Origin of the sequence: Peribacillus sp. NPDC097295, from assembly GCF_044761665.1 — a bacterium.
GTDB lineage: Bacteria > Bacillota > Bacilli > Bacillales > DSM-1321 > Peribacillus.
On record NZ_JBIWCW010000001.1, the window covers coordinates 54,498 to 70,614 of the forward strand.

Here is a 16,117-nt window from a genome sequence, read left to right on the forward strand (position 1 = left end):
GTCATTTTTCTCTTTTCATTTGTCCATTACTAAATCCGGTGATAAATCTTCGAAAGGAATCGGCTCCTCATCTTCTCCTTTACCACCACAAAGTTTACGTTCATCCCCGTAAAGGCATAGTCCCACAACCTTGTTACCACTGGCAGTCACATAGGATTCATTATTGGAGGGATCCCAGTACTCTCTCGTATCCGGATCTACTACCTCATCGAGAAATCCTGCTTCCACCAGCTCTTGATAGCGGATTTCCGTCACAATTTCTCCACGCATGACCTTATCTTTCAAATAAAAATTCGAAGCATCCCTAAAAGCATACCCATTTGAAACGAAGGCATTAGTCCTTGAATTTTGCATGACATTGAGATAAATAGGTACCGCCACGGCAGCGAGTATTCCTAAGATGACAATCACCGCCAAGACTTCCATCAATGTCATGCCCTTATCATTAGCTACATTCCGACAGAATTGTGTCCTCATCCTAATTACCAGTATCCGCATCCGCATCGTCTCTTTCATTGCTGCTGAATGGATTTTTCTTTTCACTAGGCTTCGGCGTAACGACAGTTGGAGTCTGTTCCTGTAAATCAGTTAATGAAGGATAATAATAGGCAGACACAGTCAGACCATACTCTAAAGGTTCTTGACTTTGGTCCCGGGACCTGACTTCCTCAGCTCCCTCGAAGGTTAAGCTATCTATCGTAAAGATTCGATTTGTTGCTTGAATGGATCGGATAAATTCCAACATCTCATCATAAGAAGAAGATCTTACATTCATTGTAGCTGAAAGCTTCTTCAAACTATTGGGCAGTGTTCCCGGTGCCTCAGTTACAGTTTGATCCTGAGCTTCAGTCGTTGTTTCTTTTGAATCCGTTGCTTCTCCTTCATCTTCAGAAGCTTGATCCGTAGTTTCTGGACGTTGGGATCCCTCATCTGTGGACGCAGGTTCTTCCGATTCTGATGCCTCAGTTGGTTCAGGCTCAACCGGAGTTTCTCCATCGGCAAATGCCATATCGACAATAAAGCTATTGGACACGACTTCTGCTTTTTCCAGGTTCAACACAAACTGATCGGTTAAGGGTTGCACAGGCAGTCTTTTTTGCAGTTCTGTCGTCGATTCAAAATCAACACTCGTTCCTGTACCAGCTTTTGTCTGGACCATCTCTAAGATTCGTTCCTCATTTTTCAATTCGGATCTCTTGGAGGCCAGTTCTTTTTTAACCGGATCTAATAAATAAAAGTATAGTAGAATAAAGATCAAGGCAAAGACAAAAAGTGTGCCACCTAATAGAAATAGTTGTTTTTTATTGAAAAACCTCATCATTCAGACGCACCACCCTTTTCCACGCCTTGTTCCTCATCGTCTTTTATAGCCTCTTTAACGGCAGATTTGTCGAGAATAATCGTATACACCGCCAGATAACGCGGAAGAAAGGCATCTGTCTCTTCTAAAGTGTTTTCTATATCTTTATCCATTTCCTCAGTGCTCACTGATACCAAATCGGCGGAACCAATCAGTTTAGACTTAGTCAATTCACTCAAATAATAAGCGGCTTGCCTTGAAGTATCGAACTGGACGGTTAATTGGATGGACCCATCCTCATTATAGGAAAAAGCATCAAAGAAACCTCGTTCTGGAAGCAGGAAAGTCAACTGATTTAACACAAACACCGTATCGATGGGAAACGTATCGGCCCAGTCAATGACACTATGTAATTCGGTAACGGAATTTCCAGACTTCTGTGTATTAAGCATATTTTGTTCGACGGTAGCAGTCGCTTCCCTCACTTGCAATATCTGCTTATCCATGCTTTTAATCCGGTCTGATTGCAAGGAATATTGCCAATAAAACAACACTCCCACTGCTATGGCAATCAAGAATAAGAGAATCAGATAAATGAAGAAATGTGGATTTCTTTTTTCTTTCTTGGGGAGTAAATTAATATCAACAAGCATGATTATTGCACCCCTTTAATGGCCAATCCAACGGCAGAGTGATAACGACGCAATAAAGGAGCATCATCCATTACCATTTCCACACTCTCATTTAAGATAGTGATAGGAAGGTCCAAATGGTCTGATAGTTTTTCGCAAATTTCTTCTAAATATGGATGATCTCCGGTCACTAAGATTGTGGAAACCGAGTCCCGACCACTATTCAAATTGTATTTATAAAAAGTCAGCAATCGATCAATCTCTACATAAGTATCCTCAAGCGTTTGAAAATAAGCATGTCTATCACCTTGATAAGCTAATGTTTCCAATCCATTTCTTGATGAATGATCGACTTCCCATTCAGAAACCTCATCTGGAAGCAAAATATGACGCATGAAAACGGGCTTATCTTCAACAAAAATGGTGGCCGTCACCGAAAGTACATCTAATTCGAGTAACATAAGTTGTTCATTAGAATCCAAGTCTCTAGTGAGATTCCATAATCGATAGATGGCGAGTGAAGAAATGTCGGCAGCCAAGGGCTCAAGTTTAGTGCTTTCTAGCAAATCGCTATATTGTGAAACTTGCTCTTCGGAAGCCGCAAACAAAAGAATCTCCGTACTCTCCCGATTCTCCTTAAGGTTTACCGTATCGAAAATCGGGTCTTCGAACGGTAAATGAATGCTTGTTCCAAGCTCTAAATATAGATAGCCCTCTATTTCATCAGCTTTGACCTCTTCTGGAATCATCATTTTACGAATCACCACAAATGGGTCTGGCACTAAAAAGCGCACTTGTTTTTTCGCAAGGCCCCATTCTTCCACACATTGCCCGACAATCATCTGCAACGTTTCAAAATCAAGGATTTTCCCTTCTTTAATGATTCCAGGAGGCAGATAACGTTCACCATAAGCTTGTACGATAGGTGGATCCATTTGCTTTAGCTCTACATACCGGATTACATAATCTTTGAAGATCAAGTTCACTATTCGATTTTTTCCGCTAAAAAAAGAGAAAGCCATAGATAGATACCCCTTACTTTAAGTCATCTTAAAAATTGCAAATACCACTGTAAAATAGATTCGCCCCAAAAATAGGCGGTTAATGTACCGAATACAATATACGGTCCAAACGGAATCGCCGTTTTCTTCTTGATCATCCCGGTCAGAATCCCGATGATACCAAGAAACGCTCCATAGAAAGTGGCAAAGAGAAAGGATAACAGCACCAGTTTCAATCCTAGTACAAAACCCAGTACACCAAAAAGCTTGATATCGCCGCCACCCATGCCACCTTTACTGACAACGGCAATCAAAAGCAGAAGGCCAAACCCAACAGCCGCTCCTATAAGGGAATCCCACCATGGAGAGAGTGGGAAAAACACTCGTAAAAATAAAAAAACCACTGCAAAAAAAAGCAGTATCTTATCAGGTATAAGCATATAGGCCATGTCGGAAACGAAGATGATCATCAATAATGAAATCAATGTCCAGGCTATCCACAATTCACTTGTCCACCCCAAGAATAAAGGAGCGGCAGCGAACAAAATGCCTGTCAGCAATTCAACAACCGGATAAAGCGGGGAAATCCGGGCTTCACAGCCACGGCATTTCCCGCCTTGCATCACATAAGAAACAACAGGTATTAACTCGAACGGCGACAAGGTTCGTCCACATGAAGGACAAGCCGAGCGCCGATTCGTAAATGACTTGTTTGTCGGTACACTTAAACCGACGACGTTATAGAATGAACCTAGGATTAAGCCTAGGAGGAAGAGAAAAATGATAATCATTTTTATAATACAATATTTTCTCTTGTTAATTTACTTGGTGCAGGGATAGGTTTAGCATCATTCCCCGTTCCTGTTCCTTTGATGAAAGTTTTTGTTCCATCTGACAACACTACAGCATACGTTAAATTACCTGTTGCTGCATCTTTAGTAATATTCACCACACTCAATGTTTTACTATATTCCGCCCCGCCACTAGGATTTTCAATTTCTTCTATATACCCTTTAGAAATTAAATCTCCCAATGTAATTGTTGCTGTAGCTCCAGTTAACGTAATATCTTTTCCCGCAACAGCCGTCCTAGCAGCACTCACCATTTGCTGTGCATTGGCAATATGTGCATCTTTCTTCGAGTTATTGATCAATCCACCAATACTTGGAATGGCAATCGCTGCGATGATTCCCAAGATGACGACAACCGCCAATAGCTCGATCAGGGTAAGACCGCGTTCGTTTTTCAAATGTTTTTTGATAAAATTCATAAATAAATCCTCCTCTTTTTAATTACCATTTCGTTACTTTACTGCTACTTTTCTATTAGATTACTATAAATTTCTAAAAAAATATAGTTTTAGGAGTAAAATACTCTTACATTTTTTACATATTGTCCACTTGGTTAAAGATTTCAAACATCGGGACCATGATGGAGATGACGATGGTGCCGACAATTCCAGCCAATAGGACGATCATAAGTGGTTCGATCAAGGACTTTAAGCGGTCTGTACTCGCTTCCACTTCTTTCTCGTAAAAGTCGGCAACTTTCCCAAGCATCGCATCCAAGGCCCCGGTTTTCTCGCCAATCGATATCATTTGAGTGATCAAAGGCGGGAAAGCCCAGTGTTTTTTCATTGGATCGGTGATTGAACCGCCCCGCTCCAGGGAATCATGTGATTCATGAATGACGCGACCGATCACTTCGTTTTCAACCACCTGTTCGACGATTTTCATCGCCTGCAGGATAGGCACCGAGCTGCTAAAAAGGGAGCTTAGCGTCCTTGTCATTCTTGCCAAGACCGCTTTTTGCATCATCTTTCCGAATAGGGGCATTCTTAGCATGATAAAATCATAATAATATTTCGTCTTTGGGTTTTTCTTCACAGACATAATCGCAAAGGCAACCAAGAGTACGAATAAAATGATCAAGTACCAAGCCTTCTGCATAAACCCGCTTGCCCCTAAGACAAACTGTGTAATCGCCGGCAGTTCGCCACCAAAATCGCTGAACATATCAGCAAATGTTGGCACGACGGACGTTAATAAAAAGATGACAACAAAAAAGGCTACAAAAGCGACGACAACTGGATAGGCCATGGCAGATGTGATTTTCTGCCTCGTCGCCTGTTGCTTTTCAAAATGATCGGCTAACCTGTCCAACGTGCTATCCAGATTACCCCCGGCTTCGCCGGCCTTGACCATATTGATATACATGGTCGAAAAGATTTTATTATGCTTGGCACTTGCTTCGGAAAGTGCTTTCCCTTCCTGTAAATCCTGTTCGATGCTTTCAAGCGCTTTACTTAATGGCTTGCTCTCCGTCTGCTGAGATAGAATGCTCGTTGCATCAACAACCGTGACCCCTGATTGCAACAGGGTCGAAAATTGGCGGATAAAGATAACGAAATGTTGGAGTTTTACCGGGTTTCCGATCGAGAGGTCCCTTGTAAACAGTGTTTCTGGTACCATCGTCATTTCGATGACCCGAATCCCTTCCAGCTTTAACTTTTCCATTGCCTCACGCTTCGTATCGGCGGTGACGACTCCTGATTTTTTTCCTGATCGATTCCGACCTGAATATTTGAATCTGGCCATTTATTCCACCTTGTCCTGTAAAAAGGCATGAGCGCTTTCTTTGGAGATAACACCTTCTGCCAATAGTTCCTTAACGCTGCTCTCAAGCGTATGCATACCTTGTGCCCTGGATGTCTGCATTACATTGACGATTTGATGGATTTTCTCATTTCTGATTAAGTTCGCTACAGCTGCATTATTGACTAGAACTTCGGTTGCCGCTTTCCGGCCCTTTTTATCGACGGTTGGAATCAAGCGCTGCGATATGATAGAAACAAGGACGTTAGCGAGCTGGATTCGAACCTGAGGTTGCTGTGCCGGTTCAAAGACATCAATGATCCGGTCAATCGTAGTCGGGGCACTCGAAGTATGCAATGTCCCAAATACCAAATGGCCGGTTTCCGCTGCTGTAATCGCCGTCTGGATGGTTTCCAAATCACGCATCTCCCCTACTAGAATCGTATCGGGATCCTGCCTGAGGGCTGCTCTCAGCCCATTTGCGAAGTTATTCGTGTCGAAACCTACTTCGCGTTGGTCTATGATACAGTTTTGATGTTTATGCAAATATTCGATGGGGTCTTCCAACGTTATGATATGCTTACGCATCGTCTGATTCATGTATTGAATCATTGAAGCGAGTGTCGTTGATTTTCCGCTTCCTGTCGGGCCCGTCAAAAGGACAAGGCCTTGAGGCTTTTCGACGATCTTCTTTAAGATGGACGGTAACTGCAGTTCATCTAAGGACGGAATTCTTGTCGGCACGATTCGGATGGCCAACGCCACGCAGGATCGCTGCATATACGTATTGATACGGAATCTTGAAATCCCTGGAATTCCATATGAAAAATCCAATTCACCACGTTCTTTAAATTGCTCCCACATTTCTTCAGGAATAATCGCTTTGGCCATTCCTTCTGTTTCTGCCGGAAGCAATAGTTCTTTTCCATATTTTTTTAATTCGCCATTCAATCTCATCACTGGCGGTACGCCCACCGTTATATGGATGTCAGAAGCCTTTAATTCAAACCCAGCCATGAGTAAACTATCAATCTTAGCTCTCAAAGGGACACCTCTATTCCAGCACTGCTACTCGAAGAATTTCTTCGGTAGTGGTCAGTCCTTGTTTAACTTTCAATAAGCCGTCATCCATTAAGAAAATCGTTTTATATTTTACTGCCACTTCACGGAGCTTATTAAGCGGCTCGCCATTCATGATTAACTTTCGCATTTCATCGTTGATCACCAATATCTCTTGAAGGGCAATCCTTCCCTTATAACCGGTCATATTACAAGAAGTACACCCTCGACCTCTATTAATGCTTTCAATTTTCATGCCACGTTTTGCGAAAATCTCCATTTCCCGCTTACTCGGTTCCTGCTTTTCAACACAATCCCGGCAAACTTTCCTTACCAAACGCTGGGCCATGATTCCGCTTAAAGAAGAAGCGACCAAAAATGGTTCTACGCCCATATCTATCAATCTAGTAATCGTTCCTAGTGAATCATTCGTATGAATTGTACTTAGTACAAGGTGTCCCGTTAAGGATGCCCGGATGGCCACCTCTACCGTGTCCTTATCACGAATCTCCCCAACCATGATGACATTAGGATCTTGTCGCAAAATGGATCGGAGACCGGTTGCAAACGTCATCCCCACATTCGGATTGACTTGAATCTGATTTACGCCTTCAAGCTGAAACTCGACGGGATCTTCAATCGTAATGATGTTTATTTCCTCGGTATTAAGCTGGTTTAAAGCCGCATACAAGGTCGAGGATTTCCCTGACCCGGTCGGACCGGTAATCAGGACGATTCCATTTGGTTGGGCAATCATCGATTCAAAACGTTGTAGATTTAATTTATTGAATCCAAGTTGTTTCAAATCATTTAACTTATTGCCTAGATCAAGAATCCGTAAGACCATTTTTTCACCAAATATGGTGGGTAGTGTCGACACCCGAAGATCCACGGGGTGATGGCCGAGGTTCACTTTAATGCGGCCGTCTTGTGGAACTCTATGTTCCGTAATGTCCAATTTCGCCATGATCTTGATTCTGGCGATTAAAACATTTTGCATATTCTTGGGTAATACCTTTTCCAAACGTAATACACCATCCACGCGATAACGGACGACCAATTTCTTCTCCTGTGGATCGATGTGAATATCGCTTGCCTTATGCATCACGGCATTTGACAATAATTGATTGACGAGTTTCACAACCGGTGAATTTTGATCAACTGTTGCCTCTTCATCATTAACGTCCTGATTAAGGGTAACCATCAATTCCTCGAGCCCATCTTCATCGGTATAATGCTTGGCAATCGCACGCAATATATCATCTTTTGTCGCGATGGCTGGTTCTATTTGAAATCCGGTTGATAGGCGTAAATCATCGATGGCGTAAAAGTCCATCGGGTCGGCCATGGCTACGTAAAGCTTTTCGCCTTCTTTTTTCAAGGGAATCATTAAGTTCCGCTTAGCCATATCCTCCGAAATCAAACTGAAAATATTTGAATCGAACGGATACCGATATAAGCTCACATGGGGGATGCCCAACTGAAATTCCAGGACTTCAATCAATTGTTGTTCCGTGATATATCCTTTTTGCAGCAATACATCACCGAGCTTTTGAGACTGACTTTTTTCGTTCAAGGCAATTTGAAGCTGGTCTTCCGTAATCAAGCCAGCTTCCACCAATAAGTCTCCAAGCCGCTTTCGGATTTGAGCCATGTTTATCCCTGCTTTTTCTTATTTTTGGGGAACGTTAGGATCCTCCTCATATTTGGGGTATCCACCCGCTTCCTCTTGACTATCACCCTTATCTTCATTACTTTCTTGCTCATCTTTTTCGCTATCTTGATTGTTTTCGTTGCTATCACTATTACTATTAGCATCATCAGGCAATTCCTTGTCCTCTTTGCCTTGCTCTTGCTCAGTATCTTCATCGATTGTCTCATCGTCTTTTCCTGAGTTATCGTCTTCCGTATCAGATTCATTTCCAGAATCCGTAGGAGACGAAGGGACTTCTTTGAGCTCCAAACCATATACTTCAATACGATGAATGGGTGCATAAAAATCTTCTGATAGGGTCTCTGTTTCCAACAGATCGCCCGATGAAGACTCGATACGACGAAGAACCTTGACCGTTATGCCTTCTTTTCCTTCTTGTTTCACCTGCATGGCAGCAGGAGCCAACTCATCACTATATTGTTTAATCGTCTTCGGGGTGTACCGTTTTTCATCGGTCGTCTTTACCTCGTAGGAATTCAGGAAAGATTGACCCTTTAATGTCGCCTTTAATTTTTTTCCTTCTACCTGAAGTTCAATACGGTAGGCACTATCATTCGTATTGGCAAAAATCAAGTCATGGCCAATTTCAGAATCGACGTGGGCTTCAAAGCCCAATTCGGCATAACCGGGAAGTTGATTGCTGATATTCCGTTCAAGAATAGTAAAGTTAGTCGGCAGGACCACTCCATAAACGGCTGTGGCTAAGCGGCTTAATGTATCTGAGTTATACTTCTTCCCATCAAGCTCCGACATTTTTTGTAACAGAGAAAATTGAGTTTCCGCGTCAATTTTTATCGGCTGAATCAATGGAATCAAATCCTTAAAAGCGGCAGCTGCCTTACCCAGATTAACCGTAGCTTCAGCAACCACCTCGTCCTCACCCGTATCTCCATCGATATAGTTTTCCAGTGCAAGGGTTTTAGACCCTTCCGTTAAGAACTCGGCACTAACTGCCAAGTCCTTGGCAAGCCTATCTATATCCAATGATGTTGAAGCAAGGGCTAAGGACATATCATATAAGTCTTCTTGTAAAGACTCTGTGTTCACCGTAACAACAGCTGTATTTTTTTTATTTGAAAGCAAGGAAGCAATCGTCTTATCCACTTGAAAGGTGAAAATCCCATTATCGACAGTCATTTTACTTTCCTTATAAGTGATATCCAAGACCGTATTCCGTGTCCATTGGTCAACCGCCTCGGTGAGTATTGTACTTACTTCCCGCTTACTTTGACCTGAAATATCCAGACTTCCAATCGTTGTGTTATCTCCAAATTGTCCTTGGTCCTTGAAAATCTGATTATAGGCTGCTGCTCCAAAATGCGAAAAACTAAATATATATGCAGTTGATAAAATAAAGACCAGAAAAATTTTCAGCAGTTGTGGATTCTTCACATATAGGCAACTCCTTTTTATGCTTCAACATTCATAGACAGCCCGACCAATACACTTGGGCCAGCGGATTGTGCCTTAACAATATCCTCTTTAGAAAGTACATGACCTTCCGAGAAAAGGATATTCCCATTCAGATCCCTTACATGATTCAGCAATCTCTTTCCTTGGAGCAACTCAATTTGCTTATTTCTTAACTCTGCTTCACCATTAGGCAGTTCTTCTCCGGCTGCTACTTCCTCCTCCGTCACTTGTTCTCCCATTAGCTGTTCCTCTTGCTCAAGGAAATGAGATGAAGCATCTTCCGTGACAATCAAAATATCCTTGCCGTATGTCAAAACCGTTTCAGAAGGAAGAATCACCTCATGATCCCCCACTTTCACCTGCATCCCGATGACTTGCCCGTTTTCTTCATCTGTAAAATACTCACGAACGCTACCTAACAATTCCCCTTTTCGAGTCATCACTTTGGCATCGGTAATCTTAATTTTTTTATTGACGAGCTGATTCGCGATCGGTATTTCATTTAAATCAATAACAGAATTTTCGGTTTCGATGGTTAAAGCATATTCCCCAATGCCTATCACCTTTTTAAATGGTATCGCCCTTACACTAACCTGCCAGTCTTCATGTTCGATTGTGATAAAATCCAGTGAACCTTTTTCAGGATTGATCACTAACGATTTAACCTTTCCAATTTCCATACCTTCTGTAATGCTGATAATTGGCAAACCTAAAATTTCTGTACTTTTTTTCATATTGTCACCATACCTATCTTCTGATTTTTCTTCTTAACAAAAACGCCGTTCCATGAATTCTAACTCTTGAAGAAGGATCGGGTGTGCACTGAACTTTCCCTTCAACTGTGCGATCAATTCACGAAGCTTTTCCGTTTTTTTTGCTGTCGTATAACTTTGAATTAAAAATGATGCAAATATGTAATACTGTTGATCTGGTATATTCGGATGCAAATGGCTCATAACAAGTTGTTCAAACTCGCTATCATTCATCTGATGTTGTGCAATTTGAATATGAGACACCATCGTTTGAAACATCTGTTGTTGCAATTCGTTGCCATGTTCAGTGGTAGTCGTCATTTCTTCGGGTATTGCCGGTATCTGTTCCACGTCACTAGAGCTACTCTCCGGAGATGTTTCCTTCGGTTGCTCAATGATTACAGAGGATTCTTCTAATAAATGCTTCGGTTCCTGCTCATCTATGGCTGTATCCTTTTCTAGAGGCTCTAGTAAATGAATAGAGTCCTTTTCAGGAAGTTGTTCAGAAATCTCCAGTAGGCCATCATTTTCTAAAGAGTCTTCTATCTGGATGTTATCTGGAGTTTGTTCTTCTTTATTGACTTCCAGACTATCTTCCCTACCTGTTTCATCGGCCAAATCTTCAAGAATTACAGGCTTGGTTTCTTGGAAACTATCAATAGTGACGTTTTCTGATTCGGTTATATCCACTCTCCACTCATGCTCTTCAGGAAATACATCTAGTTCCTCCATATCTAAAGGAAAAATTCTCTCTTCCACAACTTCTAGATGAATAGAGTTATCCTCTTCCTCCAGTGTTGCCGGCTGACTATTCAGTGGTGTTTTCTCTTCATCAATCACAAGTTCCAAATAATCATCTTCTAGTAGCTTTTCAATTTCACTTAAATCACTTTTTACCGGTACTTCGATTACTGGAAGACTTTCCGTTTCGTCCATCATTGGCTCCACAAAATCATCTTCTAGTAATTCTTCCATTTCATTTATCCCGCTTTTTACCGGTATTTCAATTTCAGAAAGGCTTTCCGTTTCATCCATCATCGGTTCCACAAAATCATCTTCTAGTAATCTTTCAATTTCACTTATCTCGCTTTTTATCGGTACTTCGATTACTGGAAGACTTTCCATTTCGTCCATCATCGGCTCAACAAAATCATCTTCTAGTAATTTTTCAATTTCACTTATTTCATTTGTTACCGGTACTTCTACTTCTTGTATGCTTTCAGATTCTTCTAAAGCGCTGACTCGAGTCTCCACTTTTGCGTCGATAACGACTAATTCATTATCTGGCGAATTTTTTGATTCCTCCATTTCCTGAGTATATTCCTCAGATGCCGCAACATGGTGCTCACTTGTCTCAAACACTATTATTTCTGTTGATTCTTCTTTCGATTCTTCCACTTTGGTTAAAGAAACATGTTCACTCGTCAATTCATTCAGAGTGGATGTTTCGCCAAATGGTTCATAAAAGTCAGTTCCCGCTTCCGTTTGAGTTGAGAGCATTAATGGCTCGATTTTCTTTTCAATAAGGAACAAAGCCAAAAATAACAACAAGGCTAAAAATAATAATGCCTGCCAAAGAGGATAGATATTCGCGGCTACTAGACCAGCAAGTGCCACTGCGACAGCACCCCCGATTATGACGAGCTTCCCCTTAAAGGTCAGGGACAACGGCAGAACATAAACAATCGGAATCAATAAGATAAGAGATATTCCAGCAAATACGATTGTCTCCAACAAACCACTCCTCTACTATATTATTATATATTTTCCGTTTTTCGAAAATAGCTCCTTAATTTAGGTAATAAATCCTAAAAATATTGTATAATACTTATAGATATTTTGAAAGAAGGGAAAAGTATGGAAGGAAATATTTTTTCAAAAAAACAAAGAGGATTTACACTTGTTGAAGTACTTGCTTCTATTGCTATTTTAGGAATTATTACTATAACGGTAATGACCTTCTTTACACAATCCTATGATTATACAAAGCGAAATCAAAGTAAGACAGTTGGAATAAATGTTGCAAGAAATGTCATCAATTACTTTGATCAGCTTGAATTCAATGAACTTTATAAACAATATGAGATTGCGTCATTAGACCAAAAGGGTACTAGGCTTACTCTTGAAGACTGCAAAACTCATCCATCCCTTTATACAACAAGCTGTTCCGATATCTTGCAACCTACCATTAATAATTACGAATACGATACAGAAATCATTTTAAAAAAATATAATGCAAAAGAATCTGACAAGGATACCGGTTATGATCTTAATGAAAATTTGGTCAGAATTGAGGTGAAGGTTGTTTGGGAAGACAAAGAAACAAAAGTGAAAGGCCTTTTAAAAAAATAATAGAATCGCTCTCTAATGAGAAAGGTTTAAGCCTGATAGAAATATTACTGGCCGTCACAATCACCACCTTCATCTCTGGTATCATATACTCATTATTCATCACCGGAATGAGCCTCTATCAAAAAATTGAAATTGAAGGCCAGCTTAGAGATGATGCGGATTATATCGCTACCATGATCATGAATGAACTGACTACGAACCAGCCTAAATATGTTACCTCGCTTAATGAAGATGGAAAAAATGGGGTCAGGCTAAACGTAGCGGAAGAAAAAACAGTAGACGGATACATCATAGAAGATAGCCACGGAACGGAACCAATCGATGTTTATTATAAAGATAGTCAATTCGTCATCGATAATAAAGGCGTTTTGACGACTCTCGATCTTTCCACTTCTTCTTTTATTAACTTGAATGAAGGCACTCCTACGGAAAAGAAAACGGGTATTATGCTTGATACGGATAGTGAAGACTGTACAGCCGTCTCCTCAGAGGCCTCATGTACACATAGTACGATTCATGTCACGATGATCATAGAAAATAATATCCACACCAAAGGATTCTTTGTTTCAACCGAACCACTTGTCTTAGAAAGCTCGTTTGGATTTTAAGGGGTGAAATTCATGAAATGGAATAATGAAAAAGGGTATACACTCTTATCTGTGCTGCTTTCTTTTTTGATTCTGACTACGCTTGGCATGGTACTTCTTGCAGCAAGCATCAATGGAGCCAAAAGAACGGAAATGAGAGAAACTGAAATCGTGGACGATATCAAAAATATTAGTGCCGTGAAAGAGGGTGTTTCCATTATTGAGGATCACGTGAATAGGATGGAGTCAGTCCTGCTTTCAGGCGATAAGACGGCATATGATGAAGATTTAGGAACCTTCATAAATAATGAAAACGCAAAAGATATTTTCACTTTAGAAGATATAACGGAAGATTATCCAACGATTGATAACAAAAATGATAACACGAGAGTCTTTGAGGTTAGTAGCGGCAAGTATCATCAAAAGGTCTATATAACAGCCATGCCAAGTTTTCTGAAATATGCTCTTGGTGCCGGCAAAGATTTGACCATTAATGGCTCTCCCTTCATTGACGGAAATATTTATGCGAAGGAACAATTAAATATCAGTAACCAAGCTTTATATATGTATAAATCTTCACTGCTTTCAAGGAAGACGGACCTACCAGCGGTTGAGGATTATAGTGAACTACATGCAAATCGACAAAATATGAATATTTGCACCTTTGCTCCCTCGTGTTACGGTGGCAAAGGACATGACAAAGAAAAGCTGCGATGGCAACGATTGAATGTTCCAAAACTAGGAGAAGCTTTTCTCTCTGGAAACATCCTTTTCAATGATGTAGATGATACCTTCAATGATATAGATATAAAAGAGACCTTTATTGATAAACTATCATCTAACAACATAGGTATATCGGGGGTGGATAAAGAGATGTCGATTGCATCTCTGAATCAATCCATTAATCAGAAAGACTATCCTAAAAATGAGCAAGTTAGATTCGATAATTTATCGCAATATGGTACATCATCACCGATTATTCATTCCGGTAACGCCTATATAGACAGCTTCGATATTGAACTCGGTGACCAGCAATGGCTAGTCGTTTCCGGTGATGCAACGATAGAAAACTCATTCGATAAAACCATGAATGTTAAAGGTAATCTATTAATTACGGGTGATTTGACGATTAAAGGAAAAGTAAGTTTTGATTCCGTCATCTATGTACTCGGATCCACGACATTAAATAATGCAGATATTCCTTGTTACAAAAATAAATGTGGAAATCAACCAGATGATCCTTCGCTAATATTGATGACACAAGGTAATCTGAGCATTGCAAGAATCAATAAATTTAAAAATGAAACTAACACGATTAACGGATACTTTTATACGGAAAATAAGTCATCAGAGCGAACTGTAGAGGATGCCGAAGCTGTCTACCAAACACCTTCAGAGATTTATGCAGTGGGATCACTTCTGAATATTAATGGCGGGGTTTTTTCAAAGAGCTATCTAACCGTTAATAGTTATCGTGGGGATGTAGAGGATGATAAGGGTGATGGGGATTTAAACTTTCCTACTGTAAAAAAAGACGCCGAATCGAGGTTAAAAATAAAAAACAACAGAAGACTTTTTCTAAATAAGACACATGCTCTCCCTAAGGTGGAAGGACTGGATGTCATACCTGACAAATTGAATAAAGATAAATAAAACAGGGAGCTCTTGATGTGACCCCTAAAAGTTAGATTTTGACATAACTTTTAGGGTGTACTTCATCTTGGGACCCCTGTTTTATTTCAATAGTTTCATAACCCCTTTATGCTTCCACTCTTTAGCGTAATCATGGGCAGTTTTTCCTTCATTGCTTTTCAATGATTTATCTGCCTTAGCGTCGAGTAATAACTGGACTTGTTCTTTTTCTCCGTACTCACTGGCATACATCAGCGCGGTCTTGCCAAGCTGATTTCTATCATCTACCGGTATGGATGCCATACGGGTAAGCTTCTTCACTAATTCCGTTCTCCCGGCGATCACCGCTATGGTTAGTAAAGTATTCCCTTCTTTATCCTTGATTTTCGTTAATTCTTTATCGTGATTCATCAGTGCTAGACTTGCCTCAATATTTCCTTCCTGAACGGCAAGCACAAGCGGCGTCTCCCCTGCTTTATTTTTGCTTCTAGGGTTCGCTCCATGCTTTAAGAAAAGCTCGACCAATTGACTGTCCCCTTTTAATGAAACGATATGAAGGGCCGTGTTTCCATCTTCATTTTCTTCCATTAGCTTGTTTTCAGCTTTTTTCAGTGCGGCATTAAACATTTCATTTTTAGCTTTCTGCTTCTCTTCGTCCTGCATCTGCAATGCATGATCGAGAGAGTAAGCTAGCTCGATGAATAAAGGGTTATCCGCTTTTGGACTCACATCTGCGCCTTTTTCTAATAGTGTCTTAGATAAGGAATATAGCTGCATGCGTAAGGCGCATTCTAAAGGGGTGCATCCCTTATCCGATACTTTATTTATGAATGTTGGATCTTTAATGTCTTGTAACCATTTTTCTGCCTTCTCTTCCTGCCGTGTATCTATGTAGGAGAGCAACCTTTCAAACTGTTCTTTCTTTTGTGCTTTGGCGGCTTGATAACGGTACAATCCCCCCGCTAAGACCAACAGGACTATAACGACTGAACTGATAAGTAAGCGTCTTTTTTTCATAGGATGTCCTTTCCTGAATCACAATAAACGAAAGCCGGGTTGCCCCGGCTCAGCTCATGAAACA

The 16,117-nt window shown here is 40.7% G+C and carries 16 protein-coding genes; 3 read left to right on the top strand and 13 right to left on the bottom strand.

Annotated elements, in window-relative coordinates:
- Nucleotides 1-15: 15 nt before the first annotated feature.
- From ACIQXN_RS00285 to ACIQXN_RS00340, 12 genes are all read right to left on the bottom strand, one after another.
- Nucleotides 16-498, bottom strand: a complete 483-nt coding sequence (locus ACIQXN_RS00285; protein WP_402960569.1) for a type II secretion system protein — start codon at nucleotides 496-498, stop codon at nucleotides 16-18.
- Nucleotides 479-1,321: a hypothetical protein gene (locus ACIQXN_RS00290; RefSeq protein ID WP_402960571.1), complete on the bottom strand. Its 843-nt coding sequence runs from the start codon at nucleotides 1,319-1,321 to the stop codon at nucleotides 479-481. The genes ACIQXN_RS00285 and ACIQXN_RS00290 overlap by 20 nt, the downstream gene beginning before the upstream one ends.
- A complete protein-coding gene (locus ACIQXN_RS00295) occupies nucleotides 1,318-1,953 on the bottom strand; it encodes a PilN domain-containing protein (RefSeq protein WP_402960573.1) in 636 nt (211 codons plus the stop codon). The genes ACIQXN_RS00290 and ACIQXN_RS00295 overlap by 4 nt, the downstream gene beginning before the upstream one ends.
- 2 nt (nucleotides 1,954-1,955) lie before the next feature.
- A complete protein-coding gene (gene pilM, locus ACIQXN_RS00300) occupies nucleotides 1,956-2,954 on the bottom strand; it encodes a type IV pilus biogenesis protein PilM (RefSeq protein WP_402960575.1) in 999 nt (332 codons plus the stop codon).
- A 23-nt stretch (nucleotides 2,955-2,977) separates the two neighbouring features.
- Complete coding sequence (locus ACIQXN_RS00305) at nucleotides 2,978-3,724, bottom strand: prepilin peptidase (RefSeq protein ID WP_402960577.1); 747 nt, start codon at nucleotides 3,722-3,724, stop codon at nucleotides 2,978-2,980.
- Nucleotides 3,725-3,726: 2 nt separating this feature from the next.
- Nucleotides 3,727-4,203 carry a prepilin-type N-terminal cleavage/methylation domain-containing protein gene (locus tag ACIQXN_RS00310; protein ID WP_402960579.1) on the bottom strand — a complete coding sequence of 159 codons (477 nt, stop codon included), beginning with the start codon at nucleotides 4,201-4,203 and terminating at the stop codon, nucleotides 3,727-3,729.
- 115 nt (nucleotides 4,204-4,318) lie between these two features.
- On the bottom strand, nucleotides 4,319-5,530 hold the full coding sequence (locus ACIQXN_RS00315; RefSeq protein WP_402960581.1) for a type II secretion system F family protein: 1,212 nt from the start codon (nucleotides 5,528-5,530) through the stop codon (nucleotides 4,319-4,321).
- Nucleotides 5,531-6,571, bottom strand: coding sequence for a type IV pilus twitching motility protein PilT (locus ACIQXN_RS00320; RefSeq protein WP_402960583.1), 1,041 nt, complete (start codon nucleotides 6,569-6,571; stop codon nucleotides 5,531-5,533).
- A gap of 10 nt (nucleotides 6,572-6,581) precedes the next feature.
- The gene (locus tag ACIQXN_RS00325) at nucleotides 6,582-8,240 is read right to left on the bottom strand and encodes a GspE/PulE family protein (RefSeq protein ID WP_402960585.1); all 1,659 of its coding nucleotides are present in this window, start codon (nucleotides 8,238-8,240) and stop codon (nucleotides 6,582-6,584) included.
- An 18-nt stretch (nucleotides 8,241-8,258) separates the two neighbouring features.
- Nucleotides 8,259-9,692, bottom strand: coding sequence for a VanW family protein (locus ACIQXN_RS00330; RefSeq protein WP_402960587.1), 1,434 nt, complete (start codon nucleotides 9,690-9,692; stop codon nucleotides 8,259-8,261).
- A 17-nt stretch (nucleotides 9,693-9,709) separates the two neighbouring features.
- Nucleotides 9,710-10,447 carry a PRC-barrel domain-containing protein gene (locus ACIQXN_RS00335; protein ID WP_402960589.1) on the bottom strand — a complete coding sequence of 246 codons (738 nt, stop codon included), beginning with the start codon at nucleotides 10,445-10,447 and terminating at the stop codon, nucleotides 9,710-9,712.
- Between the two features lie 33 nt (nucleotides 10,448-10,480).
- Nucleotides 10,481-12,199, bottom strand: coding sequence for a hypothetical protein (locus ACIQXN_RS00340; RefSeq protein ID WP_402960591.1), 1,719 nt, complete (start codon nucleotides 12,197-12,199; stop codon nucleotides 10,481-10,483).
- Nucleotides 12,200-12,322: 123 nt separating this feature from the next.
- Between ACIQXN_RS00340 and ACIQXN_RS00345 the strand changes: the two genes are divergently transcribed.
- Genes ACIQXN_RS00345 through ACIQXN_RS00355 form a run of 3 tightly spaced genes read left to right on the top strand, consistent with a single transcriptional unit; the run spans nucleotide 12,323 to nucleotide 15,057 of the window.
- Complete coding sequence (locus ACIQXN_RS00345; RefSeq protein WP_402960593.1) at nucleotides 12,323-12,817, top strand: type II secretion system protein; 495 nt, start codon at nucleotides 12,323-12,325, stop codon at nucleotides 12,815-12,817.
- On the top strand, nucleotides 12,772-13,425 hold the full coding sequence (locus ACIQXN_RS00350) for a PilW family protein (protein ID WP_402960595.1): 654 nt from the start codon (nucleotides 12,772-12,774) through the stop codon (nucleotides 13,423-13,425). Before ACIQXN_RS00345 ends, ACIQXN_RS00350 begins: the two co-directional genes overlap by 46 nt.
- A 12-nt stretch (nucleotides 13,426-13,437) precedes the next feature.
- The gene (locus ACIQXN_RS00355) at nucleotides 13,438-15,057 is read left to right on the top strand and encodes a hypothetical protein (RefSeq protein WP_402960597.1); all 1,620 of its coding nucleotides are present in this window, start codon (nucleotides 13,438-13,440) and stop codon (nucleotides 15,055-15,057) included.
- A gap of 81 nt (nucleotides 15,058-15,138) precedes the next feature.
- Here ACIQXN_RS00355 and ACIQXN_RS00360 read toward each other — a convergent pair whose 3' ends face one another.
- On the bottom strand, nucleotides 15,139-16,053 hold the full coding sequence (locus ACIQXN_RS00360) for an ankyrin repeat domain-containing protein (RefSeq protein WP_402960600.1): 915 nt from the start codon (nucleotides 16,051-16,053) through the stop codon (nucleotides 15,139-15,141).
- Between the last annotated feature and the right edge of the window lie 64 nt (nucleotides 16,054-16,117).